Annotated in this window: 21 protein-coding genes; 11 read left to right on the forward strand and 10 right to left on the reverse strand. The window is 72.3% G+C overall.

Going from position 1 to position 23,909, the window contains the following annotated elements; all coding sequences use genetic code 11:
- Window positions 1-100: 100 nt before the first annotated feature.
- Window positions 101-610, reverse strand: a complete 510-nt coding sequence (locus ACFY9V_RS22395) for a SigE family RNA polymerase sigma factor (protein ID WP_355336390.1) — start codon at window positions 608-610, stop codon at window positions 101-103.
- A gap of 91 nt (window positions 611-701) precedes the next feature.
- Complete coding sequence (locus ACFY9V_RS22400; RefSeq protein WP_391162523.1) at window positions 702-1,268, reverse strand: hypothetical protein; 567 nt, start codon at window positions 1,266-1,268, stop codon at window positions 702-704.
- A gap of 878 nt (window positions 1,269-2,146) precedes the next feature.
- Here ACFY9V_RS22400 and ACFY9V_RS22405 point away from each other — a divergent pair.
- The gene (locus ACFY9V_RS22405) at window positions 2,147-4,993 is read left to right on the forward strand and encodes a BTAD domain-containing putative transcriptional regulator (protein WP_391162525.1); all 2,847 of its coding nucleotides are present in this window, start codon (window positions 2,147-2,149) and stop codon (window positions 4,991-4,993) included.
- 66 nt (window positions 4,994-5,059) lie between these two features.
- On the opposite strand, the gene ACFY9V_RS22410 is transcribed toward ACFY9V_RS22405, so the two are convergent.
- Both ACFY9V_RS22410 and ACFY9V_RS22415 read right to left on the reverse strand, forming a co-directional pair.
- Window positions 5,060-5,326, reverse strand: coding sequence for a DUF6295 family protein (locus tag ACFY9V_RS22410; RefSeq protein WP_355336387.1), 267 nt, complete (start codon window positions 5,324-5,326; stop codon window positions 5,060-5,062).
- A gap of 2 nt (window positions 5,327-5,328) precedes the next feature.
- Window positions 5,329-6,084 (reverse strand): dienelactone hydrolase family protein, encoded by a 756-nt coding sequence (locus tag ACFY9V_RS22415; protein WP_355336386.1) that lies wholly within the window; start codon window positions 6,082-6,084, stop codon window positions 5,329-5,331.
- A 48-nt stretch (window positions 6,085-6,132) separates the two neighbouring features.
- Here ACFY9V_RS22415 and ACFY9V_RS22420 point away from each other — a divergent pair, with 48 nt between their 5' ends.
- Window positions 6,133-6,720, forward strand: coding sequence for a MarR family transcriptional regulator (locus tag ACFY9V_RS22420; RefSeq protein WP_391162526.1), 588 nt, complete (start codon window positions 6,133-6,135; stop codon window positions 6,718-6,720).
- A gap of 118 nt (window positions 6,721-6,838) precedes the next feature.
- Window positions 6,839-8,500, forward strand: coding sequence for an MFS transporter (locus ACFY9V_RS22425; RefSeq protein ID WP_391162574.1), 1,662 nt, complete (start codon window positions 6,839-6,841; stop codon window positions 8,498-8,500).
- Window positions 8,501-8,701: 201 nt separating this feature from the next.
- Here the strand turns inward: ACFY9V_RS22425 and ACFY9V_RS22430 are convergent, their stop codons facing one another.
- The 3 genes from ACFY9V_RS22430 to ACFY9V_RS22440 all read right to left on the reverse strand — a co-directional run bounded on the left by ACFY9V_RS22430 (window position 8,702) and on the right by ACFY9V_RS22440 (window position 10,981).
- Window positions 8,702-9,358, reverse strand: a complete 657-nt coding sequence (locus tag ACFY9V_RS22430) for a GNAT family N-acetyltransferase (RefSeq protein ID WP_391042977.1) — start codon at window positions 9,356-9,358, stop codon at window positions 8,702-8,704.
- A 173-nt stretch (window positions 9,359-9,531) separates the two neighbouring features.
- Window positions 9,532-10,140, reverse strand: coding sequence for an SPW repeat protein (locus ACFY9V_RS22435; protein WP_391162527.1), 609 nt, complete (start codon window positions 10,138-10,140; stop codon window positions 9,532-9,534).
- Window positions 10,141-10,537: 397 nt separating this feature from the next.
- Window positions 10,538-10,981: a MarR family transcriptional regulator gene (locus ACFY9V_RS22440; protein WP_355336382.1), complete on the reverse strand. Its 444-nt coding sequence runs from the start codon at window positions 10,979-10,981 to the stop codon at window positions 10,538-10,540.
- A gap of 241 nt (window positions 10,982-11,222) precedes the next feature.
- On the opposite strand from ACFY9V_RS22440, the gene ACFY9V_RS22445 reads away from it, so the two are divergent.
- The 5 genes from ACFY9V_RS22445 (at window position 11,223) to ACFY9V_RS22465 (ending at window position 18,724) form a co-directional block, all read left to right on the forward strand.
- Entirely contained in the window at window positions 11,223-12,521 is a 1,299-nt protein-coding gene (locus ACFY9V_RS22445) for an MFS transporter (RefSeq protein WP_391162528.1), read from the forward strand.
- Window positions 12,522-12,707: 186 nt separating this feature from the next.
- Complete coding sequence (locus ACFY9V_RS22450; RefSeq protein ID WP_391162530.1) at window positions 12,708-13,211, forward strand: hypothetical protein; 504 nt, start codon at window positions 12,708-12,710, stop codon at window positions 13,209-13,211.
- Window positions 13,212-13,216: 5 nt separating this feature from the next.
- The gene (locus tag ACFY9V_RS22455; RefSeq protein ID WP_391162531.1) at window positions 13,217-16,045 is read left to right on the forward strand and encodes a substrate-binding domain-containing protein; all 2,829 of its coding nucleotides are present in this window, start codon (window positions 13,217-13,219) and stop codon (window positions 16,043-16,045) included.
- The gene (locus ACFY9V_RS22460) at window positions 16,042-17,511 is read left to right on the forward strand and encodes an extracellular solute-binding protein (protein ID WP_391162532.1); all 1,470 of its coding nucleotides are present in this window, start codon (window positions 16,042-16,044) and stop codon (window positions 17,509-17,511) included. The genes ACFY9V_RS22455 and ACFY9V_RS22460 overlap by 4 nt, the downstream gene beginning before the upstream one ends.
- 76 nt (window positions 17,512-17,587) lie before the next feature.
- The gene (locus ACFY9V_RS22465) at window positions 17,588-18,724 is read left to right on the forward strand and encodes an alpha/beta hydrolase (RefSeq protein WP_391162533.1); all 1,137 of its coding nucleotides are present in this window, start codon (window positions 17,588-17,590) and stop codon (window positions 18,722-18,724) included.
- Here the strand turns inward: ACFY9V_RS22465 and ACFY9V_RS22470 are convergent.
- Window positions 18,721-19,302, reverse strand: a complete 582-nt coding sequence (locus tag ACFY9V_RS22470) for a hypothetical protein (RefSeq protein ID WP_355336376.1) — start codon at window positions 19,300-19,302, stop codon at window positions 18,721-18,723. The genes ACFY9V_RS22465 and ACFY9V_RS22470 overlap by 4 nt on opposite strands.
- Window positions 19,303-19,447: 145 nt before the next feature.
- Between ACFY9V_RS22470 and ACFY9V_RS22475 the strand changes: the two genes are divergently transcribed.
- Both ACFY9V_RS22475 and ACFY9V_RS22480 read left to right on the forward strand, forming a co-directional pair.
- The gene (locus ACFY9V_RS22475) at window positions 19,448-20,842 is read left to right on the forward strand and encodes a putative T7SS-secreted protein (protein ID WP_391162534.1); all 1,395 of its coding nucleotides are present in this window, start codon (window positions 19,448-19,450) and stop codon (window positions 20,840-20,842) included.
- On the forward strand, window positions 20,839-21,597 hold the full coding sequence (locus ACFY9V_RS22480; RefSeq protein ID WP_391162535.1) for a hypothetical protein: 759 nt from the start codon (window positions 20,839-20,841) through the stop codon (window positions 21,595-21,597). The genes ACFY9V_RS22475 and ACFY9V_RS22480 overlap by 4 nt, the downstream gene beginning before the upstream one ends.
- Before the next feature lie 45 nt (window positions 21,598-21,642).
- On the opposite strand, the gene ACFY9V_RS22485 is transcribed toward ACFY9V_RS22480, so the two are convergent.
- Together ACFY9V_RS22485 and ACFY9V_RS22490 are read right to left on the reverse strand one after the other, a co-directional pair.
- Window positions 21,643-21,948, reverse strand: coding sequence for a hypothetical protein (locus ACFY9V_RS22485; protein ID WP_355336373.1), 306 nt, complete (start codon window positions 21,946-21,948; stop codon window positions 21,643-21,645).
- Window positions 21,949-22,033: 85 nt separating this feature from the next.
- Window positions 22,034-22,711: a TetR/AcrR family transcriptional regulator gene (locus ACFY9V_RS22490; RefSeq protein WP_355336372.1), complete on the reverse strand. Its 678-nt coding sequence runs from the start codon at window positions 22,709-22,711 to the stop codon at window positions 22,034-22,036.
- Between the two features lie 159 nt (window positions 22,712-22,870).
- Between ACFY9V_RS22490 and ACFY9V_RS22495 the strand changes: the two genes are divergently transcribed.
- A complete protein-coding gene (locus ACFY9V_RS22495; RefSeq protein WP_391162536.1) occupies window positions 22,871-23,905 on the forward strand; it encodes a zinc-binding dehydrogenase in 1,035 nt (344 codons plus the stop codon).
- The last annotated feature ends 4 nt before the right edge of the window (window positions 23,906-23,909 follow it).

The raw sequence follows: 23,909 nt of genomic DNA on the forward strand, positions 1-23,909 counted from the left end.
TGTGTACGGATGCGGTCTACGTGGGGGGGTACGGCCACGGGTGCGGCCGGTTGGTCTGTCTGTCTGTCTGTCGACGGGAATCGGTTGCAGCCGACGCGGCTCAGCGGGCGATGAGATCGGCGAGGCTGCCGCCGAGATCCGCCCTGAGCCGGGCGAGCGCGCGTACCGTGCGGGTCCTTATGGCTCCCGGTGTGGAGCGCAGGGCCTCGGCGGTCTCCTCGATGCTGCGGTCCTCCCAGTACCGCAGCACCAGGACCGCCCGGTCCTTCGGCGAGAGCCGGCCGAGCGCGTCGAGCAGCGTGATCCTGAGCGTCGCGTCGTCGCCGTGCCGCGTGGGGCTGTCCGGCAGCTCCGCGCTCGGGCGTTCCTTGCTGCTGCGCCGCCGCTGGTGGGTCAGGAAGGCGCGGACCAGAACCGTCTGGGCGTACGCGGCCGGATTCCCCACCTTCGCCATCCGGCCCCAGACGACGAACATCCGGCCCAGCGTCTCCTGGACCAGGTCCTCCGCCAGGTGCGTGTCGCCGCTGGCGAGCAGACAGGCCGACCGGTACAGGTGGCTCGCGCGGACCGCCGCGAACTCCAGATACGCCGCCGTCTCCCCCTCTCGCATCCCGCTCCCCTTCCCCCGTCCGACCCTTCACCTCTTCGACGCGGCGGGGAACGGGGAATGTTACGGGGCGCCCGGGGACGTCTCCGGGCCGTTACGCGGCTGCCGCCACACCGTCCCGGTCCAGCGGCTTCGCGGCCTCGCGGGTGCCCTCGCGGGCGGCCTCGCGGGCGGCCTCGCGGGCGGCCTCGCGGGCGGCCTCGCGGGCGGCCTCGCGGGCGGCCTCGCGGGCCGGGTTCCGGGTGGGGAAGACCAGCAGGCGCAGCGTCGCGAAGCGGGCGATGCCCGCAAGGGCGGAGGCTCCCAGGTACACGGCCTGCGCCAGCAGGGCGCCCGGGTGCGGGTGCGCGTGGTCCAGCGTCAGGACGGCCGCCGTCGTGAACAGGTATGCCCCGAGCAGCGTCAGCGCCGACTTGCTGTGCACCCGCCACCCCGCCCATCCGCCTTCGGCGGACCTGAACGTGATCCGGTGGTGCAGCTCCGTCGCCAGCAGCGTCGACACCACGGTGACCACCGCGTTCACCAGCGCGAACGGGGCGTGGCCCGCCGCCGCCACCAGCACCGCGCTCGACAGCAGGCCGACGCCTCCGCCGCACACCACGAATTTCCCGAACGCCGCCGCCTTCGCTGCCGCTCTCTCCCCGCCCACCGTCTTCTTCATGCCCCCACCCTCCCCCCGCCCACTGACACGCCGCCCACACCCCACTGACACGCTCCCGCTGTGGGCCCCCGATCTTTCCCGGCCCGCGCCCCCGAACAGCGCCCTTTGCCCAGGGCGGCACACCGATTCTTTTGAGGGGCGCGGGGAACTGCGCGGCCCGCCCCCACCGGGCTGCCAGCCCGAAAACAACCGCATCTGCCCCGCTGGGGTCGGTATTTCAGAGGCGCGCCACCGCGCGGGCTGAGCGCGCCCACGCGGCGGCAGCCGCACATCAAACACAGCCCCGCGCCCCTAAAAGCCCGTGCCTGCCCCCCGTACAAAAAACGGTCCGCCCCACCAGGGGCGCGGGGAACTGCGCGACAAGCCCCCACCGGGCTGCCAGCCCGAAAACAACCGCATCTGCCCCGCTGGGGCCGGTTCTTCACCCGCGCCACCGCCGTGGCTGAGCGCGCAGTTCCCCGCGCCCCTAAAAGATCGGCGTGCCGCCCTGGGCAAAAAACGGTCCGCCCCACCAGGGGCACAGGTCCTCGCGGATGAGGACGAGGGCCGCTGGCCTTGCGCGAGGAGGGGGATTTCAGGGGCGCGGGGAACTGCGCGACACGCCCCCACCGGGCTGCCGGCCCGAAGGCGACCGCATCTGCGGCGTACGCAGGGGCACGGCCTTGCGGAGAGGCGAGGCGGTCTTCCCGCGCCCGGAGGGCGGGAGGGGGCGAAGTGGTCGGGTCCGGCCGCGGCGTGCCGCGCCCCCGTTGCGGCGGTGGATGGACCCACCCGCGCCGCCGGGCCGGACCCGGAGGTCAAGCATGGAGGGGGGCGCCAACCGGCCGCTAACATGGGGCTAACGCGCCGTTCGGGGGAACGGCCAGAGAGGGCCACGGATGCGGTTCGAGCTGCTCGGAGCTGTGACCGTGGAGGGTGGCGGCGTCGGCTCGGCGAAGGCGCGGGCACTGCTGGCCGCGCTGTTGAGCAGTCCGGGCCGGGCGGTGCGCCCGGAGGCCCTGAAGGCGGCGATGTGGGGCGAGGAGCCCCCGCCGACGGCGACGGCGTCGCTGCACAATCATGTGGCCCGGCTACGACGGCTGTTGGCCGAGGACGACCGCCCGGGTTCGCGCCTGCGGGCGGTCCCGCAGGGCTACGTACTGGACGTGGCGGTCGGCGAGCTGGACGCCGAGGTGTTCGTACGGCATCACGCGGCGGCGCGGGCGGCGCACCGGGACGGGGACTGGCCGGCGGTGCTGGCCGAGTGCCGGGCGGCACTGGCGCTGTGGCGCGGCGACCCGCTGGCGGACGTACCGGCGCTGTCGGACCCGCTGCGGGCGTACGCGGCGCATTTGGCGGAGGCCCGGCTCCAGACCCTGGAGTGGCGGTTCGACGCGGAGTTGGCGCTGGGCCGCCATCAGGGAATGGCGGCGGAATTGGCGGCGCTGACGGCGGCGCATCCGCTGCGCGAGCCGTTCCACCGCCAGTGGATGCTGGCCCTGCACCGAACGCACCGGCAGGCGGAGGCACTTGCCGCCTTCCACGACCTGCGCCGCACACTGGTCGACGAGTTGGGCGTGGAGCCGGGCCCCTCGGTGCAGGCCGCGTACCGCGAGATCCTGGCGGCCCCCGAGGACGAAGCGGCCCCGCAGGAATCCCAGCCGTCCACTCCCCCGGCTCAACTCCCGGCCGACACCGGCGACTTCACCGGCCGTACGGACGAACTGGCCGCGCTGCTCGGGGTGATACGCCCCTGCGACCCGGACGCCCCGCGCGTGGCGGTCGTCACCGGCATGGGCGGCATAGGCAAGACGGCGCTCGCGGTGCACGCGGCGCACCGGGCGCGCTGCGACTTCCCCGACGGCGTGCTCTACGCCGACCTGCGCGGCTTCGGCGCGGGTGACGCGCGCCGCCCGCGCGACCTGCTGGCCCGGTTCCTGGGCGATCTGGCCGACGGCGGCGCGCCGGGCACCGGCGGCGCGCTGCCGCTGCCGGACGACCCGGACGACCTGTCGGCGCTGCTGCGGCAGGCGCTGCACGGCCGCCGGGTGCTGCTGGTGCTGGACAACGCGGGCGACGCGGCGCAGGTGGTGCCGCTGCTGCCGGGCCGCGGCGACAGCGCGGTGATCGTGACGAGCCGCAGGACGCTGGCTGATCTGCCCGGAGCGGTACGGCTGCCGCTGGAGCCGCTGGGCGCGGAGGAGCAGCACCGGCTGCTGGTCGCGGTGTGCGGGCAGCAGCGGGTGGCGGCCGAACCGGCGGCGGCGGCCGGGGTGTTGGCGGCCTGCGGCGGACTGCCGCTGGCGCTGCGCATAGCGGGCGCCCGGTTGGCGGCCCGCCCCAACTGGCCGCTGACCGCGCTGGCGGAGCGGCTGGACGGCGCGGGCGACCGGCTGCACGCGCTGTCCGCGGGCGGCCTCGCCGTGCAGGACACCTTCGCGATGAGCTATCTCGCGATGCGCGACAGCCCGCAGGCCGCCGAGCGCGAAGCGGCCCGCGCCTTCCGGCTGTTGGGCCTGTGGCCGGGCCATCCGCTGGACCTCGTCCCGGCCGCCGCGCTGATCGGCCGCGACCCCGCCCCGGCCGAGGACCTGCTCGAAGCGCTGGTCGACACGCACCTGTTGCAGACTCCGCGGGCCGGCCACTACTCCTTCCACGACCTGCTGGGCGAGTACGCGGCGACCCGCGCCGCCGAGGAGGTGCCGCCGCGGGTCCGCGAGAACGGCCTGCGCCGCCTGCTGGTCTGGTACACGGTCACGGTCGCCGGGACCGCGGCCCTGCTCGCGCCAGAGGGCCATCCGATACCGCCGCTGCACGAGCAACCGGCCGTGCCCCCGCTGGAGTTCGACAGCGAGGAGGCCGCGCTGCGGTGGTGCGTCAAGGAGCTGCCCGCGATCAAGGAGGCGATACGGCTGGCGGCGGCGCGCCGCTGGCCCGACGTGGCGTGGCGGCTGGCGGCGGGTCTGTTCGGCTACGCGCAGGCGTACTGGTGGACCGGTGAGTGGGACCTGTGCCTCCAGGAGGCGATGGCCTGCGTGGAGGAGACCGGGGACGTCCAGGGCCGGGCGTGGATGCACAGCAGGCTCGGCGTCGCGCACGGCATGGCCGACCGGGTGGACCCGTGCCTTGAGCATCTGGGCGTCGCCCGGCGGTACTTCGAGGCGGCGGGCGACCTCCAGGGGCAGGCGGCGATCCTCAACAACCTCTCGGGGCTGCACCACGCGCTGGGCGACCACGATCTCGCGCTGGAGTACGGCAGGCAGTCGCTCGACCTGCATTACGCGGTGGGCGACGCCGACCGGGTCGCGACCGTGCTGGGCAATCTCGGTGACGCGCACCTGGGCGCGGGCGACCCGGCCGCCGCGATCGCCTGCTACCGGCGGGCGTTGGGGATGTGGCGCGAGCGCGGGCTGCTGACCAGCACGGCGCGCAGCCTCACCAGCCTCGGCGAGGCGCTGCGCACCGTGGGCCGGTACGACGAGGCGGTCGCGGCGCTGGAGGAGACGGTCGCGATCCTGGACCGGCTCGGGGACCGCGGTACGGCGGCCGACACCCTGGAGGTGCTGGCCCGTACGCACTTCGAGCGCGGCGACCCCGCCTCCGCCCGCAAGCACTGGGACCGGGCCCTGGAACTGGCCCGCACCTACCGCCTGGAGGCGAAGGCGCGGACGATACTGGCGGGCCTGGCGCGACTGGACGCGTGCGAGTCGGCGTGCGTGCGGCAGAGCGAGGACGGGGTCGCGTAACAGCGGGGCCGGGTGCCCGGCCCGAACTCCGCCGCGCGGCAAGGGACTTGGGCCCCGGCCCGGTGGTCAGACGGCCATCTCGCGCGGCACGGCCGCCAGCGCGTCCTGGATCGCGGTGATCAGCGCCCGCGCGGAGTCCGCGGTCAGCTCCAGGGCGACGCGGGCCGAGGGCCCCTTGGCGGGGGCGGCGAAGTCGATGTTCAGGGTGTGCTCGGCCAGCGCGTGCACGGGGTGGTCGAAGTAGACGGTCACGTCGGTGACGTGGAACCAGGAGCCGCCCGGCCCCTTGGCGCTGCCCTCGACCTCGGCCTTGACGGTGGAGTACGTGCACATGGTCAGCCCTCCAGGTGCTTGCCGTAGAAGTCCGCGATGCGCTCCCAGCCGTCCTGGACGGCGGGCACGTTGTAGTTGGGGCGGTCGACGGCGAAGAAGCCGTGCCCGGCGCCCTCGTAGCTGTGGAACTCGTACTCCTTGCCGAGGTCGGTGAGGATGCGCTCCAGCTCGGCGACCTCGGCGGGGCTCGGGTGGCTGTCGGCGGCGCCGAACAGGCCGAGCAGCGGGGCGCGGAGGCTGGGGAGCTGGTCGACGAGGTTGGTGATCCGCAGGACGAAGCCCTCGGGGACGGTGCCGGTGACGAAGGCGCCGTAGCAGTCGACGGCGGCGTCCACGTCGAGGTGGCAGGCGCTGAGCACGGCCTGACGGCCGCCCGAGCAGTGGCCGATGACGCCGGCCTTGCCGTTGGAGGTGGGCAGGGCGCGCAGGTACGCGACCGCGCCCTCGACGTCGCCGACCAGCCGCTCGTCCGGGACCCCGCCGTTGGCGCGGCCGACCGCGGCGGCGTCGTCGGGGGCCGCGCCGGGGGCCTCGCGGTGGAACAGGTTGGGGCAGACGGCGTCGTAGCCCATCTCGGCGAACCGCCGCGTCATCTCCTTGGTCGGGCGGTCGTATCCGGGCAGGTGGTGGATGACGACGACACCGCCGCGGCGGTGGTCGCCCTCCGGTCGGGCCACGTACGCCTCGATCTCGTCGCCGCCGTGGCCGGTGATCGTGACGGTGGTGGCGGTCAGCGAACCGCTGGGGGAAACAGTCATGCGCCAGCTATACCATAAGCCTGGACTGATAAGTTTATACTGATCATCATGACGACCAGCAGCGACGCGGCTGGCACCGCGGCCGACGCGACCGGTACGGCGCCGGGCCCGGACGACCCGGCCGGTCCGGCGGCGAGCGCGAGCCCCGGCCTCCGCGCGGCGGGCGGCGCGTCCGCATCGGCGAACAGTCCGGCCGGTCCGGGCAGTCCGGCCGAGGCCGGACGCATCGCGGTGGACCTGCGCGTGGCGCTGAGCCCGCTGGTGCGGCGGCTGCGGCAGGTGAAGCCGGACGGGGAGCTGACCTTCTCGCAGATCTCGGCCATGGTCCGGCTGGACCGGGAGGGCCCGGCCACCGCGACGGAGCTGGCCGCGGGCGAGGGCATCAGGCCGCAGTCGATGTGCACGATCATCGGCGTGCTCCAGGAGCGCGGCCTGGTCGTCCGCGACCCCGACCCGTCCGACGGCCGCCGCATCGTCGTCTCCCTCAGCCAGGCCGGTCTCGACGGCCTGCACGGCGCCCGCGCCGAGCGCGCCCGCCGTCTGGCCCGCGCGATCGACGAGGAGCTGACCCCCGAGGAGCAGCGGCTGCTGGCCGACGCGATTCCCCTGCTGGAGAGGATCACCCGCCGTGTCTGACCCCGCGGAGCCCGACCCCTCGGACATACCCGCCCGCGCCGCCCCGCCCGGTCCCGGCCCCGCGGGCCCCCGCCCCGACCGCTACAAGTGGATCGCGCTGTCGAACACCAGCCTCGGGATGTTCATGGCGACCGTGGACTCCTCGATCGTGATCATCTCGATGCCCGCGATCTTCCGCGGCATCCACCTGGACCCGTTCGCGGCCGGGAACATCAGCTACCTGCTGTGGATGATCATGGGGTATCTGCTGGTCACCGCGGTCCTGGTGGTCACCCTCGGGCGGCTCGGCGACATCGTCGGCCGGGTGCGGATCTACAACCTCGGCTTCGTCGTCTTCACCCTCGCCTCGGTCGCGCTCTCCTTCGACCCCGCGCACGGCGGCGCGGGCGCGATGTGGCTGATCTGCTGGCGGATCGTCCAGGCCGTGGGCGGCTCCATGCTGATGGCGAACTCCGCCGCGATCATCACCGACGCGTTCCCCGCCGAGCAGCGCGGCATGGCGCTGGGCATCAACCAGATCTCGGCGCTGTCCGGCCAGTTCGTCGGCCTGGTGCTGGGCGGGCTGCTGTCGGCGTGGGACTGGCGGGCGGTGTTCTGGGTCAATCTGCCGTTCGGCATCCTCGGCACCGTGTGGGCCTACCGCTCGCTGCGCGAGACCTCCACGCGCAGGCAGTCCCGTATCGACTGGTGGGGCAATCTCACCTTCGCCGTCGGCCTGGGTCTGCTGCTGGTCTCCATCACCTACGGCATCCAGCCCTACGGCGGCCACACCATGGGCTGGCTGAGCCCGAAGGTGCTGACCGGGCTGATCTCCGGCGTCGTGCTGCTCATCGTCTTCGTGGTCGTCGAGACGCGCGTGGCGCAGCCGATGTTCCGGCTCGCGCTGTTCCGCAGCCGCGCCTTCGCCGCGGGGAACGCGGCCTCGCTGCTGGCGGCGGTCGCCCGCGGCGGCCTCCAGTTCATGCTGATCATCTGGCTCCAGGGCATCTGGCTGCCGCTGCACGGCTACGCGTTCGACGACGCGCCGCTGTGGGCCGGGATCTTCCTGCTGCCGCTGACCGCCGGGTTCCTGATCGCGGGGCCGCTGTGCGGGTGGCTGTCCGACCGGTACGGCGTACGGGCGTTCACCACCGGCGGTCTGCTGGTCTTCTCGCTCAGCTTCGTCGGCCTGCTCCTGCTGCCGATCACGTTCTCGTACTGGGCGTTCGCGCTGCTGATCATGTGCAACGGGATCGGCTCGGGGATGTTCTCCGCGCCGAACACCTCGGCGATCATGAGCAGCGTGCCCGCCACCGACCGCGGCGCGGCGTCCGGGATGCGCTCGACGTTCCAGAACTCCGGGATGTCGCTGTCGATCGGGGTGTTCTTCTCGCTGCTGATCGCGGGCCTGGCCGACCGGCTGCCGTCGGCGCTGGACAGCGGGCTGCGGGCGCAGGGCGTGCCGCCGGACGTGGCCCACCACGCGGCGTCGCTGCCGCCGGTCTCGACGGTCTTCTCGGCCTTCCTCGGGGTCAACCCGGTGCAGACGCTGCTCGGGCCGACCGGTGTGCTGGACACGCTGCCCGCGCACAACAGGGCGGTGCTGACCGGGAAGGAGTTCTTCCCGCACCTGATCTCGGCGCCCTTCCACCACGGGCTGGTGATCGTCTTCGCGACGGCGGCCGGGATGGGCCTGCTGGCCGCCACCGCGTCGCTGCTGCGCGGTGGACCCGCGACGCGGGCGGTGACGGCCGAGGCCACGCCGCCCCAGGTCAGGGCCGGTTCAAGACGATCGAGTTGACCGGGGTGAGGTTGTACGACCAGTGGTCGTTCAGCTCCAGGGTGATCCGGCAGTCGCCGCCGTTGTACTGCCAGCAGAGCTGCGAGCGCGGCGGCGCCCCGCGTGATCCTGCGCATGGTGATGTCCCTCCGTCCGCGGCCGGACCCCCGCCGGCCGTCGCGTCGGCGGCCGGGTCCCGCCGGCCGCCGTCACCGCCTGACGCTAGGAGACGCCGGGCCCGGTCCGCTCCTGACGAATGACAGGGACCGGCGCGATGGTGCCGTCGAGGCGGACCTGGAGGGCGGGGTGCGGCGGGGTCGCGAAGCCGAGGCCGGTGTAGAGACCGGCGCCGTCCGCGGTCGCGTTGAGGTTGATCACCCGCGCCTGGGTCTCGTCGGCGAACCAGTCGAGCACCGCCTCCATGCAGGCCCGCGCGTAACCGCGGCGCAGGCGGCGCGGGTCGGTGCAGACGTTGGAGATGTGGCCGTGCAGACCGCTGAGGTTGGTCGGGCCCGGCGCGTGCCGGTCGCAGGCGCCCACCGCGTTGCTCACCACGCCCAGTTCGGGGTCGTCCACGACGAAGGCGGCGAACTCGCCCGTGGCGGCGAGGCGTTCGGTGAACCACGTACGGGCCCGCGCCCGCCACGGCGCGTCGTCCCCGCCGACCCGCGTGCCCATCGCGTCGAGCATCACGGCTCTGAGGCGTACGAGGGCGTCCGCGTCGGCGGCCGTCGCGCGGCGCACGATCACGTCGGGGGCCGAGTCCGAGGCGGCCGGGTCCGGGGCGGCCGGGCCTGAGACAGCCGGGTCCGAGACAGCCGGGTCCGAGCCCAAATCCCGCTCGGGCGCGGGGAGTTCACCGTCGGTGCCGATCTTCATACGGCGCATTGTCACTCATACGGACAGCGCACGGCATCTCAGTTCCCCGAGCCCTTCACAACAGCGGTCAGGAGTGGTAGGTGGGGCGGATGGTACGTGAAGGTGGTACGGGCGGCCTCGCGGTCGTCCGTACCACCGGGTTCCGGAGTCGGTGCTCCGGACTCAGTACCGGATCAGCGCTCGGGATCGATCCTTCGCTCGGGGTCGATCCTCCGGTCGGCGCCCAGCCCACGGTCGGAACGCGCACCGCGGTCCGTGCTCATCGCGCGGTCCGAGCTGAAGCCGCGCTCCGCGCGGTCCGAGCCCATCCGGCCGCCGCCGGCCGGGAGCCCACGGCTCCTGGACCGGCTACGGCCGAGCATGCCCATGCCCATCGTGGCGAGTCCGACCAGGCAGATCACCGCTCCGGTGATCACGTTGCTGAGGATGGTCTTGTGCACGTGGGGGCTACCGGACACCACCCAGGGTGCGACGATCGTGAACGCGCCGATCACCACGGCGGCCCAGCCCAGTCCGTGCGTACGTTCCAGGACGGAGCCGAAGCCCAGGGCCAGGACGGCCAGGGCGATGCCGAGGATCAGGTTGGTCACGGTGAGAGCGTGGAAGCCGGTGAATCCGGCCACCCACGGCGAGATCGCCAGGTAAAGCCCGGCCAGCAGGGCCAGACCTTCAACGAGACCGGCCCATGGCTTCGCCGCCGCTTCCTCGTACCGGCCCCGAAGGGCCATCAGGTCCGGGTGGGTATCGATTCCCGTCGTCGGGTTGGTCGATTCGGTGGCCATTCCAGCCACCTCCTTTGCTGAGTGCAGTCGCTTCTACCACCGGATGTCCTTCGGGTCTCCGCCCCGAAGCTGCCGCATCCTCACACAGCGTAAATCGCCTGATACCACTCAGGCCACTCGGATGGCGTACATATCTCCTCATATCACCCTGCCGCCCCCCGCCGGACCCTTGCGACGACCGCCCAAGGGCGTTCCTCGCCGATTTCCTCACCGAATCGCGGGGCAGGGGTGCCAGCGGCGGCGCGGGCGGGGGTGCGGGCGGGGGCGGCACGGCCCGGGACCCGGCGGATCACGGGTGGGGGGTGCGGGCGAGGGGTGGCCGGGGCGCACGGCCTCGGCCCGGCCCGGCTCGGCTGATGGCTCGTCGCCCCGGCCGTACGCGTCAGGCGGTCGGGGCTCAGCGGGCGCCGAGCGCCTCCACCGTACGGACCAGCGGCGCGAGTTCGGGCTCGCGGGCGGCCTCGTCGAGGGCCTCGCGCAGGGCGCGGTCGTTGGTGGGGCGGGCCTCGGCGAGCAGGGCGAGCCCGGTCTCCGTGACGTCGGTGTAGATGCCGCGGCGGTCGGTGTCGCAGAGGTAGCGGACCAGCAGGCCGCGGTCCTCCAGGCGGCTGACCAGCCGGGTCGTGGCGCTCTGGCTGAGCACGACCGCGTCCGCGACCTTCTTCATCTGGAGGTGGCCGCCGGGGCCGCTGTGCTGCTTGCTGAGCACGTCGAGCAGCGAGAACTCGCGCACGCTCAGCTCGTGCCCCGCCTGGAGCGCGCGCTCGATGTGCGCCTCGATCCTGCCGTGCAGCAGGGACAGCGCGCACCAGCCCTGGGCCAACGCCACGGTCTCGGTCATCCTCGGCTCCTCCACCGGCCTCGCGGCGGCTCGCACCACCTCCGTCCCCGACCGGCCGGTTCGCACCGGTCGGTCCCGCGGTCGTCGTCGGCCGCGCCTTCAGGATAGCCCGCTTCCGCAATAGGCGGCGTTTGCACTTATCCCGCGTCTGCAATTATTGTGGGCGCTGGTTAACCGCGCACCGGTCCCGTACGCGTCCGTACCGCCGGTTCCGTCCCCTCTCCTCCGGAAGGTGTTTCCCATGCCGCTCGCGCTGCTCGCCCTGGCCCTCGGGGCCTTCGGCATCGGCACGACCGAATTCGTGATCATCGGGCTGCTGCCCGACATCGCCGGGGACTTCGGGGTGTCCATCCCGACCGCGGGCTTCCTGGTGACCGGCTACGCGCTCGGCGTCGTCGTCGGCGCGCCGCTGATGACCGTGCTCGGCACCAAGATCTCCCGCAAGCGGATGCTGATGCTCCTGATGGGGCTCTTCATCGCCGGGAACCTCGTCTCCGCGGTCGCGCCCACCTTCGCCCTCATGCTGGCGGGCCGCATCGTGGCCTCCCTCGCGCACGGCGCCTTCTTCGGCATCGGCTCGGTCGTCGCGGCCGGTCTGGTCGCCGCGGAGAAGAAGGCTGGGGCCATCGCGATGATGTTCACCGGCCTGACCGTGGCCAACGTGGTCGGCGTACCGCTGGGCACCTTCGTCGGGCAGTCCGCCGGGTGGCGCGTCACCTTCTTCGTCGTCGCCGGTTTCGGCGTCCTCGGCCTCGCGGGCATCGCGAAGCTCGTCCCCGAGATCCCCCGGCCCGAGGGCGTACGCCTCCGGCACGAACTGGCCGCCTTCCGCAACGTCCAGGTGCTGCTCGCCATGGCCATGACCGTGCTCGGCTTCGGCGGCGTCTTCGCCGCGATCACGTATCTCGCGCCGATGATGACGAACGTGACCGGTTACGCGGACTCGTCCGTCACCTGGCTGCTGGTGCTCTTCGGGCTCGGCATGGTCGGCGGGAATCTGCTCGGCGGCCGGTACGCCGACCGGCGGCTCATGCCGATGCTCTACGCCACGCTCGGCGGGCTCTCGCTGGTCCTCGCGCTCTTCACCGTCACCGCGCACAACAAGGTGGCCGCCGCCGTGACCGTCTTCCTGATCGGCGCGCTCGGCTTCGCGACCGTCCCGCCGCTCCAGAAGCGGGTGCTCGACCAGGCGTCCGGCGCCCCGACGCTCGCCTCCGCCGTCAACATCGGCGCCTTCAACCTCGGCAACGCGCTGGCCGCGTGGCTCGGCGGGCTCCTTCTCTCGGCCGGGCTCGGCTACACCGCCCCGAACTGGCTCGGCGCGGCCCTCGCCGCGGCGGCGCTGGCGCTGGCCGTGACCTCGGCCGCCCTCGGCCGCGGCTCCGCCCCCTCCGGCCGACGGCCGGGAAGCGTCACGTCCGCGCGCGCCCCGAAGGAGCGCGGGGAACCGCGCGAGCAGCCCACCGCCGGGCCGGTGGCCCGACGACAGCCGGACTACCCCGCTGGGGCCGGTGGTGACCTGCGCGAACACCGTGGCTGAGCGCGCGGTTCCCCGCGCCCCCGAAAGGGCCGCTCGCCGTCGCGCCCAGGGCACCGGCCCCGCGGGGGCCGGCGGGCGACCCGTGGAGGCCGGCGGATCGCCCGTGGGGGCCGGCGGATCACCCGTGGGGGCGCGTTGGCGCAAGGTAGTGACGGAGTGTCAGCGTCCGTGCAAGAGTAGTGAGTTATGACTCATGGGGACGGGGAGCCGGGCCGCAGGATCCGGATTCGGGTCACTGGCGACGACGCGCAGGATCTGGAAGCGCTGTACCGCTGGCTGAGCCTGGAGGACTGGTTCGCGCAGGCCGAGGCCGCGCATCAGCTCACGGCGGAGGTCCGCGAGTACGACGGCGGGCGGCACGACCCGGAGGAGCGGCGGGACGGCCCGCCGATGAGCGGCGGCCTCGTCGAACTGGTGCTGGTGATCGCGGGCGCGGCCATCACCCCGGTCTTCGAGGACCTCTACAACCGCGCGAAGGTCGCCGCCCACGCGTGGGCGGCCAACAGCAGCAGCGACGACCACCCCATGGTGACCGACGTCCAGGCGGACGGCGCGGGCGACGGGGTCGACGGCGGCGACGGGGCCGGGGACGGAAACGGGGAAGGCGCAGCCGACGGGGGCAACGGGGCGGACGACACGGACGACGCCGACGAGGAGCCGGAGGACGACGAAGGCGGAAGGAACACCTAGCCATCGTGTCCTCGCATGCTTACGACCCACGCGGCAAGGCCAATCGCGCACTGCTCTTCGGGGTGTACCGGTACGACCACTTGGACGACCTGCCGGGCGTGCGGCACAACCTCGGCCAGTTGGTCGAAACCCTGATGGCCGGAGGGGTGTTCGGGGCCAACGAGGTCCGGCAGGTGCTCCCCAGGACCCAGCTCGAATTCCTCTCGCACCTGGAGAACGAGGCCAAGGCCGCCGAGGGCCTGTTCCTGCTCTACTTCGCCGGGCACGGCGGAGTGGACCGCAACGGCGACAACTTCCACCTGCTGGTCGGCGAGTCCCGCAGGATCGGCCGCGACGACTACGCGGAGGCAGTGTCCTGGAGCAGCCATGTGCTGCCCAGGCTCAGGGACATCGCCGAACGCCGGCTGGTCGACCGGATCGTGGTGATCCTGGACTGCTGCTACGCGGGCAACGCGCTGCTCGAATTCAAGCCGGGCACGCTGCACCGCGGCAGGGACCGTATCTCGGTGCTGACCGCCGTCCAGATCAACCGCCGGATACCGGGGGGCAACGGGCACGAGCCGACGCCGTACACCAAACAGCTCATCCGGCTGCTGCACGACGGGCTGCCGAGGACCGATGAGGACGTCGGGCCGGAAGAGGCCGCGCGGATCGAGCTGATCCCGCTGTCGGCCGCGCTGTACGAGGCGATGCGGCACAAGTTCACGGAAGGCGGCGACGACCCGTGGGTGCCCCGTCACCACGCCGCCGAGTCCCGGCAGGACGTACTGCTCGGGCTCTCGCCGCGGCTGCTGGAGGAGATCGACCGGCGGAACGCCGCGGGCCGGGCGGCCTGGTGGCGGGCGGCGCTCGCGGCGGCCGGGATCGGCGCGGGCGAGGGGCGTACGGGGCGGGGCCGTCGCGGAGAGCGCGGAAGCCGTGGAGAACGGGGTGGTCGTGGGGAGCGGGGAAGCCGTGGGGAGCGCGGCCGTCCTGGGGAGCGCGAGCAGCGCAAGGGCCGTCCCCGTAAGGAGAGTTCGGGCACAGCCGGTCCCGGCAAGGGCCACAATCCCAAGGTCCTGATCCCGCTGTTCACCGCCTTCGCGGTGCTCCTCGCCGGAGGCGGCTACGGCGTCTACACCTGGGTCGGCGGGAGTACGGCCTGCGCGCCGCCGGTCGAACTACGGCTGCTCACCGACCCGGACGCGGCCCCGACCGTGAAGAAGGCCGTGGCCGCGTATCTGACCTCGGGCGCCAACCACACGGGGAGCGGCTGCCGCCGCTCCGGGATCAGCCTGGTCGACCCCAAGTCCGCCGACGCGGTGACCGGTTTCCAGCACGCGGCCGACTGGCGTACGCCGCGCTCGACCGGTGAACTGCGCCCGCAGCGCGACATCGGCGCGCAGCCGGACATCTGGATACCGGGCTCCGACGTCACCCTGGCCCGCGCCAAGTCCCTTGTCGGCAAGGGCGACGACGTGGAGCTCGGCTCGCTCGGCCCGGTCGCGTACACCCCGGTCGTGCTGGCCATCCCGACGACCCTGGCCAGTACCCCGGCCTCGGTCACGGGCACCCCGCTCGGTCAGCTCCTCGACCAGCTCAAGCGCAACAACCCCAAGTCGGTGCCGGTGCTCCGCGCCGATCCCGAGTCCACGGATTCGGCGCAGCTCGCGACGGTCGGGGTGTACGGGCAGAACGGCGTCGCGCCCGTGAGCGACGCGGTCGTGGGGCAGTTCGAGCGGCAGGCGGCCCAACTGCGGCCCGCGCAGCCCGACTCGTACGCGCTGATGTGCGCGCTGGCCGGGGCGGACCCCGAACTCAAGGACAACGCGGCGGTGTTGGTGCCCGAGCAGGTGATGACGCAGTTCAACACGCACGCGGACGCCAAGGCGCGGGTGGGCTGCGACAACAACAGGCTCCATCCCCGCGCGCCCCAGTATCCGGCCGATGTCGCGCCGCTCGACCTGCCGTTCGTGCACGTCACATGGAAGGGCGCGGACCGCGACGCGACGGCCAGGAAGGACGCCGTCGACCGTTTCCACACCTGGCTGACCGGCGCGGCCGGGCAGAAGGTCTTCACCGACGACGGCTACCGGACGGTCGGGGGCGCGACCGGCACCACCAGCGGTTCCGCGAGCGGCACGGCGACGGACACGGGCTCCGGGGCCGTCGTTCCCGGCAGTACGGTCATGCCCGGCACGTACCCGCCCGACGCCCAGTGGCTGGCGAGGTACGCCGCCGCCGTGGGCAGTGCGCTGGACCGCTACCGGCACGCGCTCGGCCCCGGCCGGGTGCTGTACCTGCTGGACAAGTCCAGCTCGATGGACACCTACTGGAGCAATTCCGCGGGCGCCCTCGACCTGCTGTCGCAGTCGCTCGACACCTTCGGGCCGGACGACGCGTACGGCGTGTGGACGGTGGTCGACAAGCCGCCGACGCAGCAACTGGTGCCGCTGGGCAGGCATTCCGACCTCGCCGGTATCCGCCGCGAGGTCAAGGCGACGAAGCTGGTGGACGAGGAGTCCTACCCGGGACCCGCGCTGGACGCCGCGCTCACCGAGATGACGGAGCACCAGAAGGCCACGGGCGGGGCGCAGTTGATCGTCTACATCACCGACGACGAGGACGACGAGCACTTCAAGGGCCGGGATCTCCCCGACCTGCTGGCGCGGATCGCCGCCCGTCCCGTACCGGTGGAGTGGGTGTCCCTGGCGCCGGGCGGCGGCTGCGCTGCCGGTTCGGTCGGCGCGCAGATCGCCAGGACCAGCGGCGGGCGCTGTCTGAACGCGTCGAGCAGCCAGGTCTCGGAGCTGCGCGACGACGTCGCCCGCGCGGGAACGGGGAACGCCCGGTGAGGCGGCGTCGCGCGGCGACCGCCGCCGCCCTGTGCCTGCTCGCGCTCGCCGCCGCCGCGTGCACCGGCGGGGGCGGCGGGGGCCGTGCCGCGCAGCCCACGACGACCGGCGGCGGCGAGATCATCGTGGCCAGCGGTCTGGACGTGACCGGCAGCGACGGGGTGCGCCAGCAGCTCATCGAGCAGTGGAACGGGACGCCGGAGGGCAGGCGGCACCCGGCGCGGCTGGTCGAGCTGCCCGGCGAGGCCGACCAGCAGCGCAGCCAGTTGCTCGGCGCGCTCCAGTCCGGCAGTTCCGCGTACGACGTGGTGAATCTGGACGTCACCTGGGTGCCGGAGTTCGCGCAGGCCGGGCTGATCAGCCCGCTCGACCACCAGATGAATCTCGACGACGGGGACGTCATCCCGTCCGTCGCGGGCACCGCACGGTGGGACGGCCACACCTACGCGGCGCCCTTCAACAGCGATGTGGGGCTGCTCTATTACCGCGCCGACACCATCAAGGCCATCGGCATCGATCCGGCGAGCTTCCCGAAGGCCGACACCACCTGGCAGGAGCTCCAGACGCTCATCAGCGATGTCGACGCCGACAAGGACCACCAGCCCAAGGGCTACATGGCGGGGTGGACGAGCCAACTCGGCGCGTACGAGGGGCTGACGGTCAACGCCATCGAGGCGTTCGCCTCGGTGGGGGTCCAACTCGCGGACGCCGAAGGTCGTTACACGGCCGACCCGGCAAAACTGCGGGCAGCTTTGAGCGAGTTGAAGTCCCGCGCGGGCCATGACGAGACGCTGCCCGAGGCGCTCACCTCCGACGAGTCGACATCCCTCGGCGACTTCGCGGCCGGGCACACCGTCTTCCTGCGGCACTGGCCGTACGCGTACGGCGCGCTGTCGCGGACCTTCGGCCCCTCGCGGATGCAGGTGGCGCGGCTGCCGGGGAAGGCCGTGCTCGGCGGGCAGAATCTGGCCGTGGCGGCGGGGTCGCCGCGCGCGAAGTACGCGCTGGACCTGGTCAAGTACCTGACGAACGCGCAGTCGGAGCGGTGCCTGCTGGACGCCGGATTCGCGGCGACGCGGGAGTCGGCGTACAAGGACGCGAAGGTGCGGTGCACGCTCGCGCCGGGCACGAAGGGGTCCGGGGGTTCCGGCGGGTCCGGGGGTTCCGGGGGTTCCGGCGGCTCTCCGAGTCCGGGGGCCTCGGCGTCGTCGGAGTCGCTCGACATGCCGCGCGACGCCGACGGCCGCCCCGCGTACGCCGCTTCCACGCTGCTGCCCGCGCTGACCCAGGCGGTGCAGCGCCCCCGCACCCCGTACTACGGCGCTCTCACGCAGCTTCTCCAGGCGCAGTTACACGACTGGATCTCCGACACCGGTCCGTTCAGCGGGGGCGGCTCGTCCATCGACCCGGGGCCGCTCGCCGATTCCCTCGACCGGTCGCTGGCGAAGATCCTGAAGGGCAAGTAGGTCGCTGGCGATCGTCTTTGACACGCCTGGGGCCGGTGAGGCAACTCGGGCGGTGCTCCAGCGTGTTGACCGGAGTATGAGATCTCCTCTTCGATCCACCGTCCGCGCGGCGGCGGCCTCGCTGCTGCTGGCCGCCGGGCTCCTGGCGGCGGGCACGCAGACACCGGCCGTCGCCGCCGTACCGCATGCGACCGCCGAGACCGCCGCCACGACCGCCGCCGGCGTCGGGACCGCCGAATACGACCTCGGGGACACGGCGTTCACCGATCCGGAGTCCGGCACGGTCAGCGAGGTGCGGGCCGTGGTGCACTACCCGCGTCATCTGACCGGGCGGCTGCCGCTGGTCGTCATGTCGCACGGCTCCTGGTACGCCTGCGACGACGCGGACGCGCAGACCTGGCCGTGCCCGGCGGGCTCGCACCCGTACCCGAGCTACCGGGGCTACGACTACCTCGGCCGGGCGCTGGCCGAGCGCGGCTTCGTCGTGGTCTCGCTCAGCGCCGACGCCATCAACATGACGTCCTTCGACTACGGCGACCGCGCCCGCCTGATCAATGAACACCTGCGGCTGTGGCGGGACTTGGCCAACGGCGGCGGCGCCCTGAAGGGCCGCTTCACCGACCCGGCGACCGGCCGCGAGGTCGCGCCCGCGTTCACCGGCCACGTCGACATGACGCGCGTCGGCACCCTGGGGCACTCGCGCGGCGGCAAGGGCGCCATGTGGCAAGCGTCCGACAAGCACCGCGCCGAGTGGCCGACGGGCGTACGGGTGAAGGCCGTTCTCGCGCTGGCGCCGGTCAAGTTCGACTACCCGGAGGGCGAGAACAGCGACACCCTCGATACGAAGGTGCCGTTCGCGGTCGTCACCAGTACCTGTGACGGAGCCGTCCACGAGCAGGGCCAGGAGTATCTGGACGACATCGCGGGCCTGAACACCGTGACGGACTTCTCCGTCTCTCTCCAGCACGCCAACCACAACTACTACAACCGGTCCTGGACCCCGCCGGCCTCGCTCGGCGAGGACGACAGCACCTGCCCCGCGCAGGAGTTGACCCCCGCCCACCAGCAGGACGCCCTCACCGCGTACGCCGTCGCCTTCTACCGCTACGAGCTGTACGCCGACCCCACCGGCCTCCCCGTCCTCACCGGCCGCCACCCCCTCCCCCACACCCCCGCCACCACCCGCATAGCCCTCCCCGCCCCCACCCCCTAGGCCCGGTCAGCGGCCCGCAACACGGCGCCGTACTTCACCAACCGCCGCCGGGACAGCAGCACCCCCAGCCCCCACAACCCGACGAAGAACGCCCAGACACCGCCGCAGACGAGCAACGGCCCCGCCGTGAAGCCGAACTGGGACAGTGGGATCAGCAACGCCAGCGGCAGCACCACTACTTGGATCAGGCCGCGCCTGCGATGGCCTCGCGCGTAGTCCACCTGAATACGCGCGTGCAGCAGCTCGACCTCTTCTCGCACCTCCGGCGACGGCCGCAGCCGCCGCCGTCCCGGCCGCATTCCCGGCAACTGGCCGCCGCGCAGTCCCTCGGGATACCGCGCGGCGGCCAGGGTCGCCCGTTCCGCCGCGTCCGCCTCCCGCCGGAACCCGAAATACGGATTCGGACTCCCCTTCGGCGACGTCGCCGCCATCCCCTCGTACCGGTACCCGTACTGCTCGGCGACAAAGGCGAACGCCGCGAATCTCCGCCACGACCCCACCAGATTCCGCGCCTCATGCCGCGCCGCTCCCCGCGCCCCGTCCCGCATCAGCGCCTTGAGTTGAGCCTCCACGAACATCACGACCTCCGGCCTCCGTGGTCTGGCATGACCTTCTGTCCGGTCCCCGCCGGCGGACCCGCATCCGGGACTCGGCGGAACCATCCATACCGCAAGGATCTTCTTATAGCTTGGTCAAGAAAAAGTCATCTCTGAACGAAGCGGCATGAGTTCGTCATGCGGATGGGGGGCGAGCGTGGGCTCGTTGAAGTATCCGAACCTTGGCTTCGATCCGGCTCCGGGGGATCTGGAAACCGTCCGTCTGATGGTCTCCGCGGTGGGGCAAGTGGCCCACAATAGCGGCAGCGCCCAGAGCCAACTGAGCAAGATCGGCACCTCGGACGGTGTATGGGTGGGGAAGTCCGCCGACGCCTTCACGGAGTCCGTGGAAAAGATTCCGCCATATCTCAAGAAGGCCCTTGACGCGGTGAATTCGGCGCACCGGGCCCTGGCGGGCTGGGAGACCAGTCTGGACGGCTTCCAGTCGCGGGCCCGCGGGCTGGAGGAAGAGGCGGCTGCCGCGGCGCGGAAGGTCGACTCGACCAAGAGTTCCTTGACCGGTCTTCCCGCGGACACCTCCACGATGTCCGACACGGAGAAGGAAGCGCACGAGCGGGACAAGAAGGGCAAGCAGCAGGCGTACGACACGGCGCACGGCGAACTGGAGTCGGTCCGGGGGCGCGCCCGTACTCTGCACGTCGAGTACACCACCGCGGCCGACTCGACGGCGCGCGCGCTGAAGGACGCCACCGACGACGCCCCGCCGAAGCCGGGTTGGTTCGACAATCTGGTCGACAGCGTCACCGACTTCCTCGCCGACGCGTGGAACGTCCTGTCCGATCCGAACTTCTGGAAACTGGTCGGCGACATACTCGCCGACATCGCGATGGTCATCGGCGTGATCTGCCTGGTCGCCCTGGCTCTCGGCACCGGAGTGGGGGCGCTCGGCCTGATCGGCTTCATCGTCGGCGTGGGCGCGCTCGCCGCGCACAGCGCCGCGATGATCGGCGGCGCCGAAGGTGTGACCTGGCAGACTCTGGCCTGGGACGCCGCAGGTGTGATCGCGGGCGGTATCGGTCTGGCGGGCGGCAGCATGATGAAAGCCGGGCGCGCGATGGTACAGGCGGGGCGTGAACTGCGTGTCGCGGAAGGCATCGTGGCGACGCTCGGCAAGATCCGGCCCGGCGCGCTGGGCAACATCGCCAAGATACCCAGCGGTGTCGCCAACACCCTGCGCGGTTTCAGCATGGCAGGGCAGGGCTGGACGTATGTGGCCACGGGCAAGGTGTTCGACTTCGTGGGCACCGTCACCGGCGCGGGCTTCGCGCTCGGGTCCAACGCGAACGACGGCCGGTGGACCGACGGCGACTGGAACATCTCCGACATCCCCGTAGTCGGGCCGATCGCCGGATTCGTCAACTACAAGGCGCCCGACAACAATCCCACGGTCATGGCGCCCCGCCCGCTCGGCCCGACGTTCGACGTCCCCACGACCTTGACGTCAGCGGGCAACAGCTTCGCCAAGGGGCTGGAGCAGGGGCAGTACGGGACAGCGGCGTGAGCGGCCCGACTGCCCAAGGCACGGCAAAGGGCGCGGGGCGGGAGATCCCGTACGCGTTCGGATACCAGGTACCCGACGAGTTCATCCGGCTGCCGGAACCCACTGAGTCCGAAGGCTGGCACGAGGCGCTGGCCACGTTGATGCCCGACGCCGACGAGGAGCAACTGGCTTCTGCGGGAGCGCAGATGCGTGCCAGTCTGCCGGGTCTGGCCGCGGGCAGCGGGGACACCGTCGTCCTTACCGCGATGTGCCTGGGTACGGAGGACGTGAAGGGTGACGAACGCCTGTCGATGGGCCTGCTGGCCGTGACGGTACGGCCCAGCACGCACCGGGACCGGTTGCTCGCCGCCGAGGCGATCTTCCAGGCGGAGCAGCGCAAGCTCTTCGCACGCGAGGGCCGGCTTCAAGAGCTGAACTTCCCTCTGGGCAAGGGTGTGCAGGGCAGGCAGGACATCCTGATCGCCGCGAAGCTGCCCGCGGGGCCCGGCGTGATGTCGACCTCGCTGCGGCTGCTGACGCTCCCCGCGGGCATGGCCGCCGCGGCCGGAGTCGAGGATCCTACCGGCGCCGCGGCGACAATACGGCCGACGCTGCCCGTGGCGGCGCTGCAACTGATCGTCCCGGCGCCCCGCGACTACTGCGTCTACGTGACGATCTCGACGCCGTCGCTCTTCCTGCTGGACTCCTACAGCGGGCGGCTCGCACACATCGGGCGGACGTTCACCTTCAATCCGTCCCAGGAGCACGACGGTTGAGGCCGAGGCGCGGGGAGTGAGCCCGCGGGGCGAGCGGCGGACGGATTACTCGCCGCCGCCCTCGCCCGCCTTCTTGAGTTCGTCGAGGAGCTTCTGATCGATCTTGGCGAACTCCTCGGCGGCCTGATTCGCGAACTCCGAGACGCCCTGGGTGAGTTTGGAGAGCTGGCCGAATCCGTAGTCCCAGGAGTCGGCAAAGTCGTCACACGCCGATTCCAGGCCGGAGTGGCCGATCTCCTTGGTGTTGGCGTGCTTCATCTCCTTCGAAGCGCTCTTCATCTGGTCGCCGCTGGTCTCCAGCTTGCGTGCCATGTCCTTGACCTCGTCGCCCGCGAACCGCAGAAAAGACATCCGGCCCCCCGTCCGTATCGCGTCTTCGTGTTGCGCCTCTGCCGATTCCCAGAATAGGTCCAACTGCCCTGGCGCGGCGGTGAGCTCAGGGTTTGAGGAGGGCGTGGAGTTCGGCTTCGTAGAGCTGGGCGGGGTCGAGGGACATGCCGGTGAAGTGGCCGGCGGCTTCGAGGGAGAGGACGCCGTGGAGGCGGGTCCAGCAGGTGAGGGCGCGGTGGAGGGCGGTGGTGGGGGCGGGGTGGGGGTCGGCCCATGCGCGGTGGGTGGCGAGGTGGGTGTCGAAGGGGGTGACGGGGGCGGTGGCGTCGGGGTCGAGGGCGACGCAGGCGTCCAGGAGGACGGCCATGATCTCGGACGCGATGCCGGTGATGTCGTCGGGGGCGTGGTAGCCGGGGACGGGCGTGCCGTAGAGGAGGAAGTAGCGGTGCGGGTCCTCCAGGGCCCAGCCGCGCAGGGCGTGGGCGAGGGCGACCAGCTCGGGCCGGGAGTCGTAGGCCGAGGCGGCGGCGTGGACGCTGAGGAAGGTGTCGGCGAGGCTGCGGTAGCCGTCCCTGACCAGCTCGGTGATGAGTTCGTCGCGCCCGGCGAAGTAGCGGTAGAGCGCGGGGCCGCTCATGCCCATCTGTTTGGCGATGGCGTTGAGGGAGAGCGCTGAGGCGCCCGCCGTCGCGATCTGCTCCCACGCGTGTTTCTTGACCTCCTCGCGGACCTGGGCCCGGTACCGCTCGCGCGGGGTGCTGGTGGTCGTACCCGGTTCAGCCATTGGCCTTGCCTCCTTCCCGTACGTCGTGCCCGTACGTCGTGTCCGCGTTCCCTTTAGTTAGAGGCTATCACGAACGCTATTGACACTCCCGATCGTGAGGTGTTAGAACTTCTAACGAACGCAAACGTCAGTAACGAGCAGCTCGCAGCGGAGGCCGCCATGAACACCACCGAAGAACTCACCGAGGTCGTCCTGCCCGGCAAGGTCGAGCCGGAGGGCCTCCAGGTCAGGCACGGCGCCGTTCCCACGCCGGGCCCCGGCCAGGTCGTGGTGCGGATGGAGGCCACCGGCGTCTCCTTCGCCGAGCAGCAGATGCGCAGGGGCCGCTACTACGACCAGCCCCCGTTCCCCTTCGTGCCGGGTTACGACCTGGTCGGCACCGTGCAGGCGGCGGGCGAGGGCGTCGGCACGGACCTGGTCGGCACGCGGGTCGCCGCGCTCACCAAGACCGGCGGCTGGGCCAGCCACGTGGTGGTCGACGCCGCCGACACCGTCCCGGTGCCCGAGGGGGTCGGCGCGGCGGAGGCCGAGGCGATGGTGGTCAACGGCGCCACCGCCTGGCAGATGCTGCACCGCAAGGCGCGCGTCCGCGCAGGACAGACCGTCCTCGTGCTCGGCGCGAACGGCGGCGTCGGCTCCGTCCTGGTCGAACTGGCGCGGGTCGCGGGCGTCAAGGTGATCGGCACGGCGTCCGTACGGCACCACGACGCGCTCAGGGAGCGCGACGTCACACCGGTCGACTACCGCGCGGGTGACGTCGCCGCCCAGGTCCGCGCCCTCGCGCCCGGCGGAGTGGACGCCGTCTTCGACCACGTCGGCGGCCGGGGCGTCGTCGACTCGTGGCGGCTGCTCGCGCCCGGCGGCACGCTCGTCTCCTACGGCACCGCGTCCACGCTCAACGACGAGGGCTCCAAGCAGTGGCCCGTGCTCAAGATCATCGCCCGCGTCTGGGTCTGGAACACGCTGCCCAACGGCCGCCGCGCCTACTTCTACAACCTCTGGGCCGGAAAGGCCCTGGCCAAGGACCGCTTCCGGGCCCGGCTGCGCGCCGACCTCACCGAGGTCTTCGCCGCGCTCCAGCGCGGCGACGTCACCGCCCGGGTCGCGGCCCAACTGCCGCTGGCACGCGTGGCGGAGGCGGTCCGGCTGGCCGAGTCGGGGACGGTCGCCGGGAAGGTCGTCCTCACGGCGTGACGCG

Source organism: Streptomyces sp. NPDC008317, assembly GCF_042955955.1.
GTDB lineage: Bacteria > Actinomycetota > Actinomycetes > Streptomycetales > Streptomycetaceae > Actinacidiphila.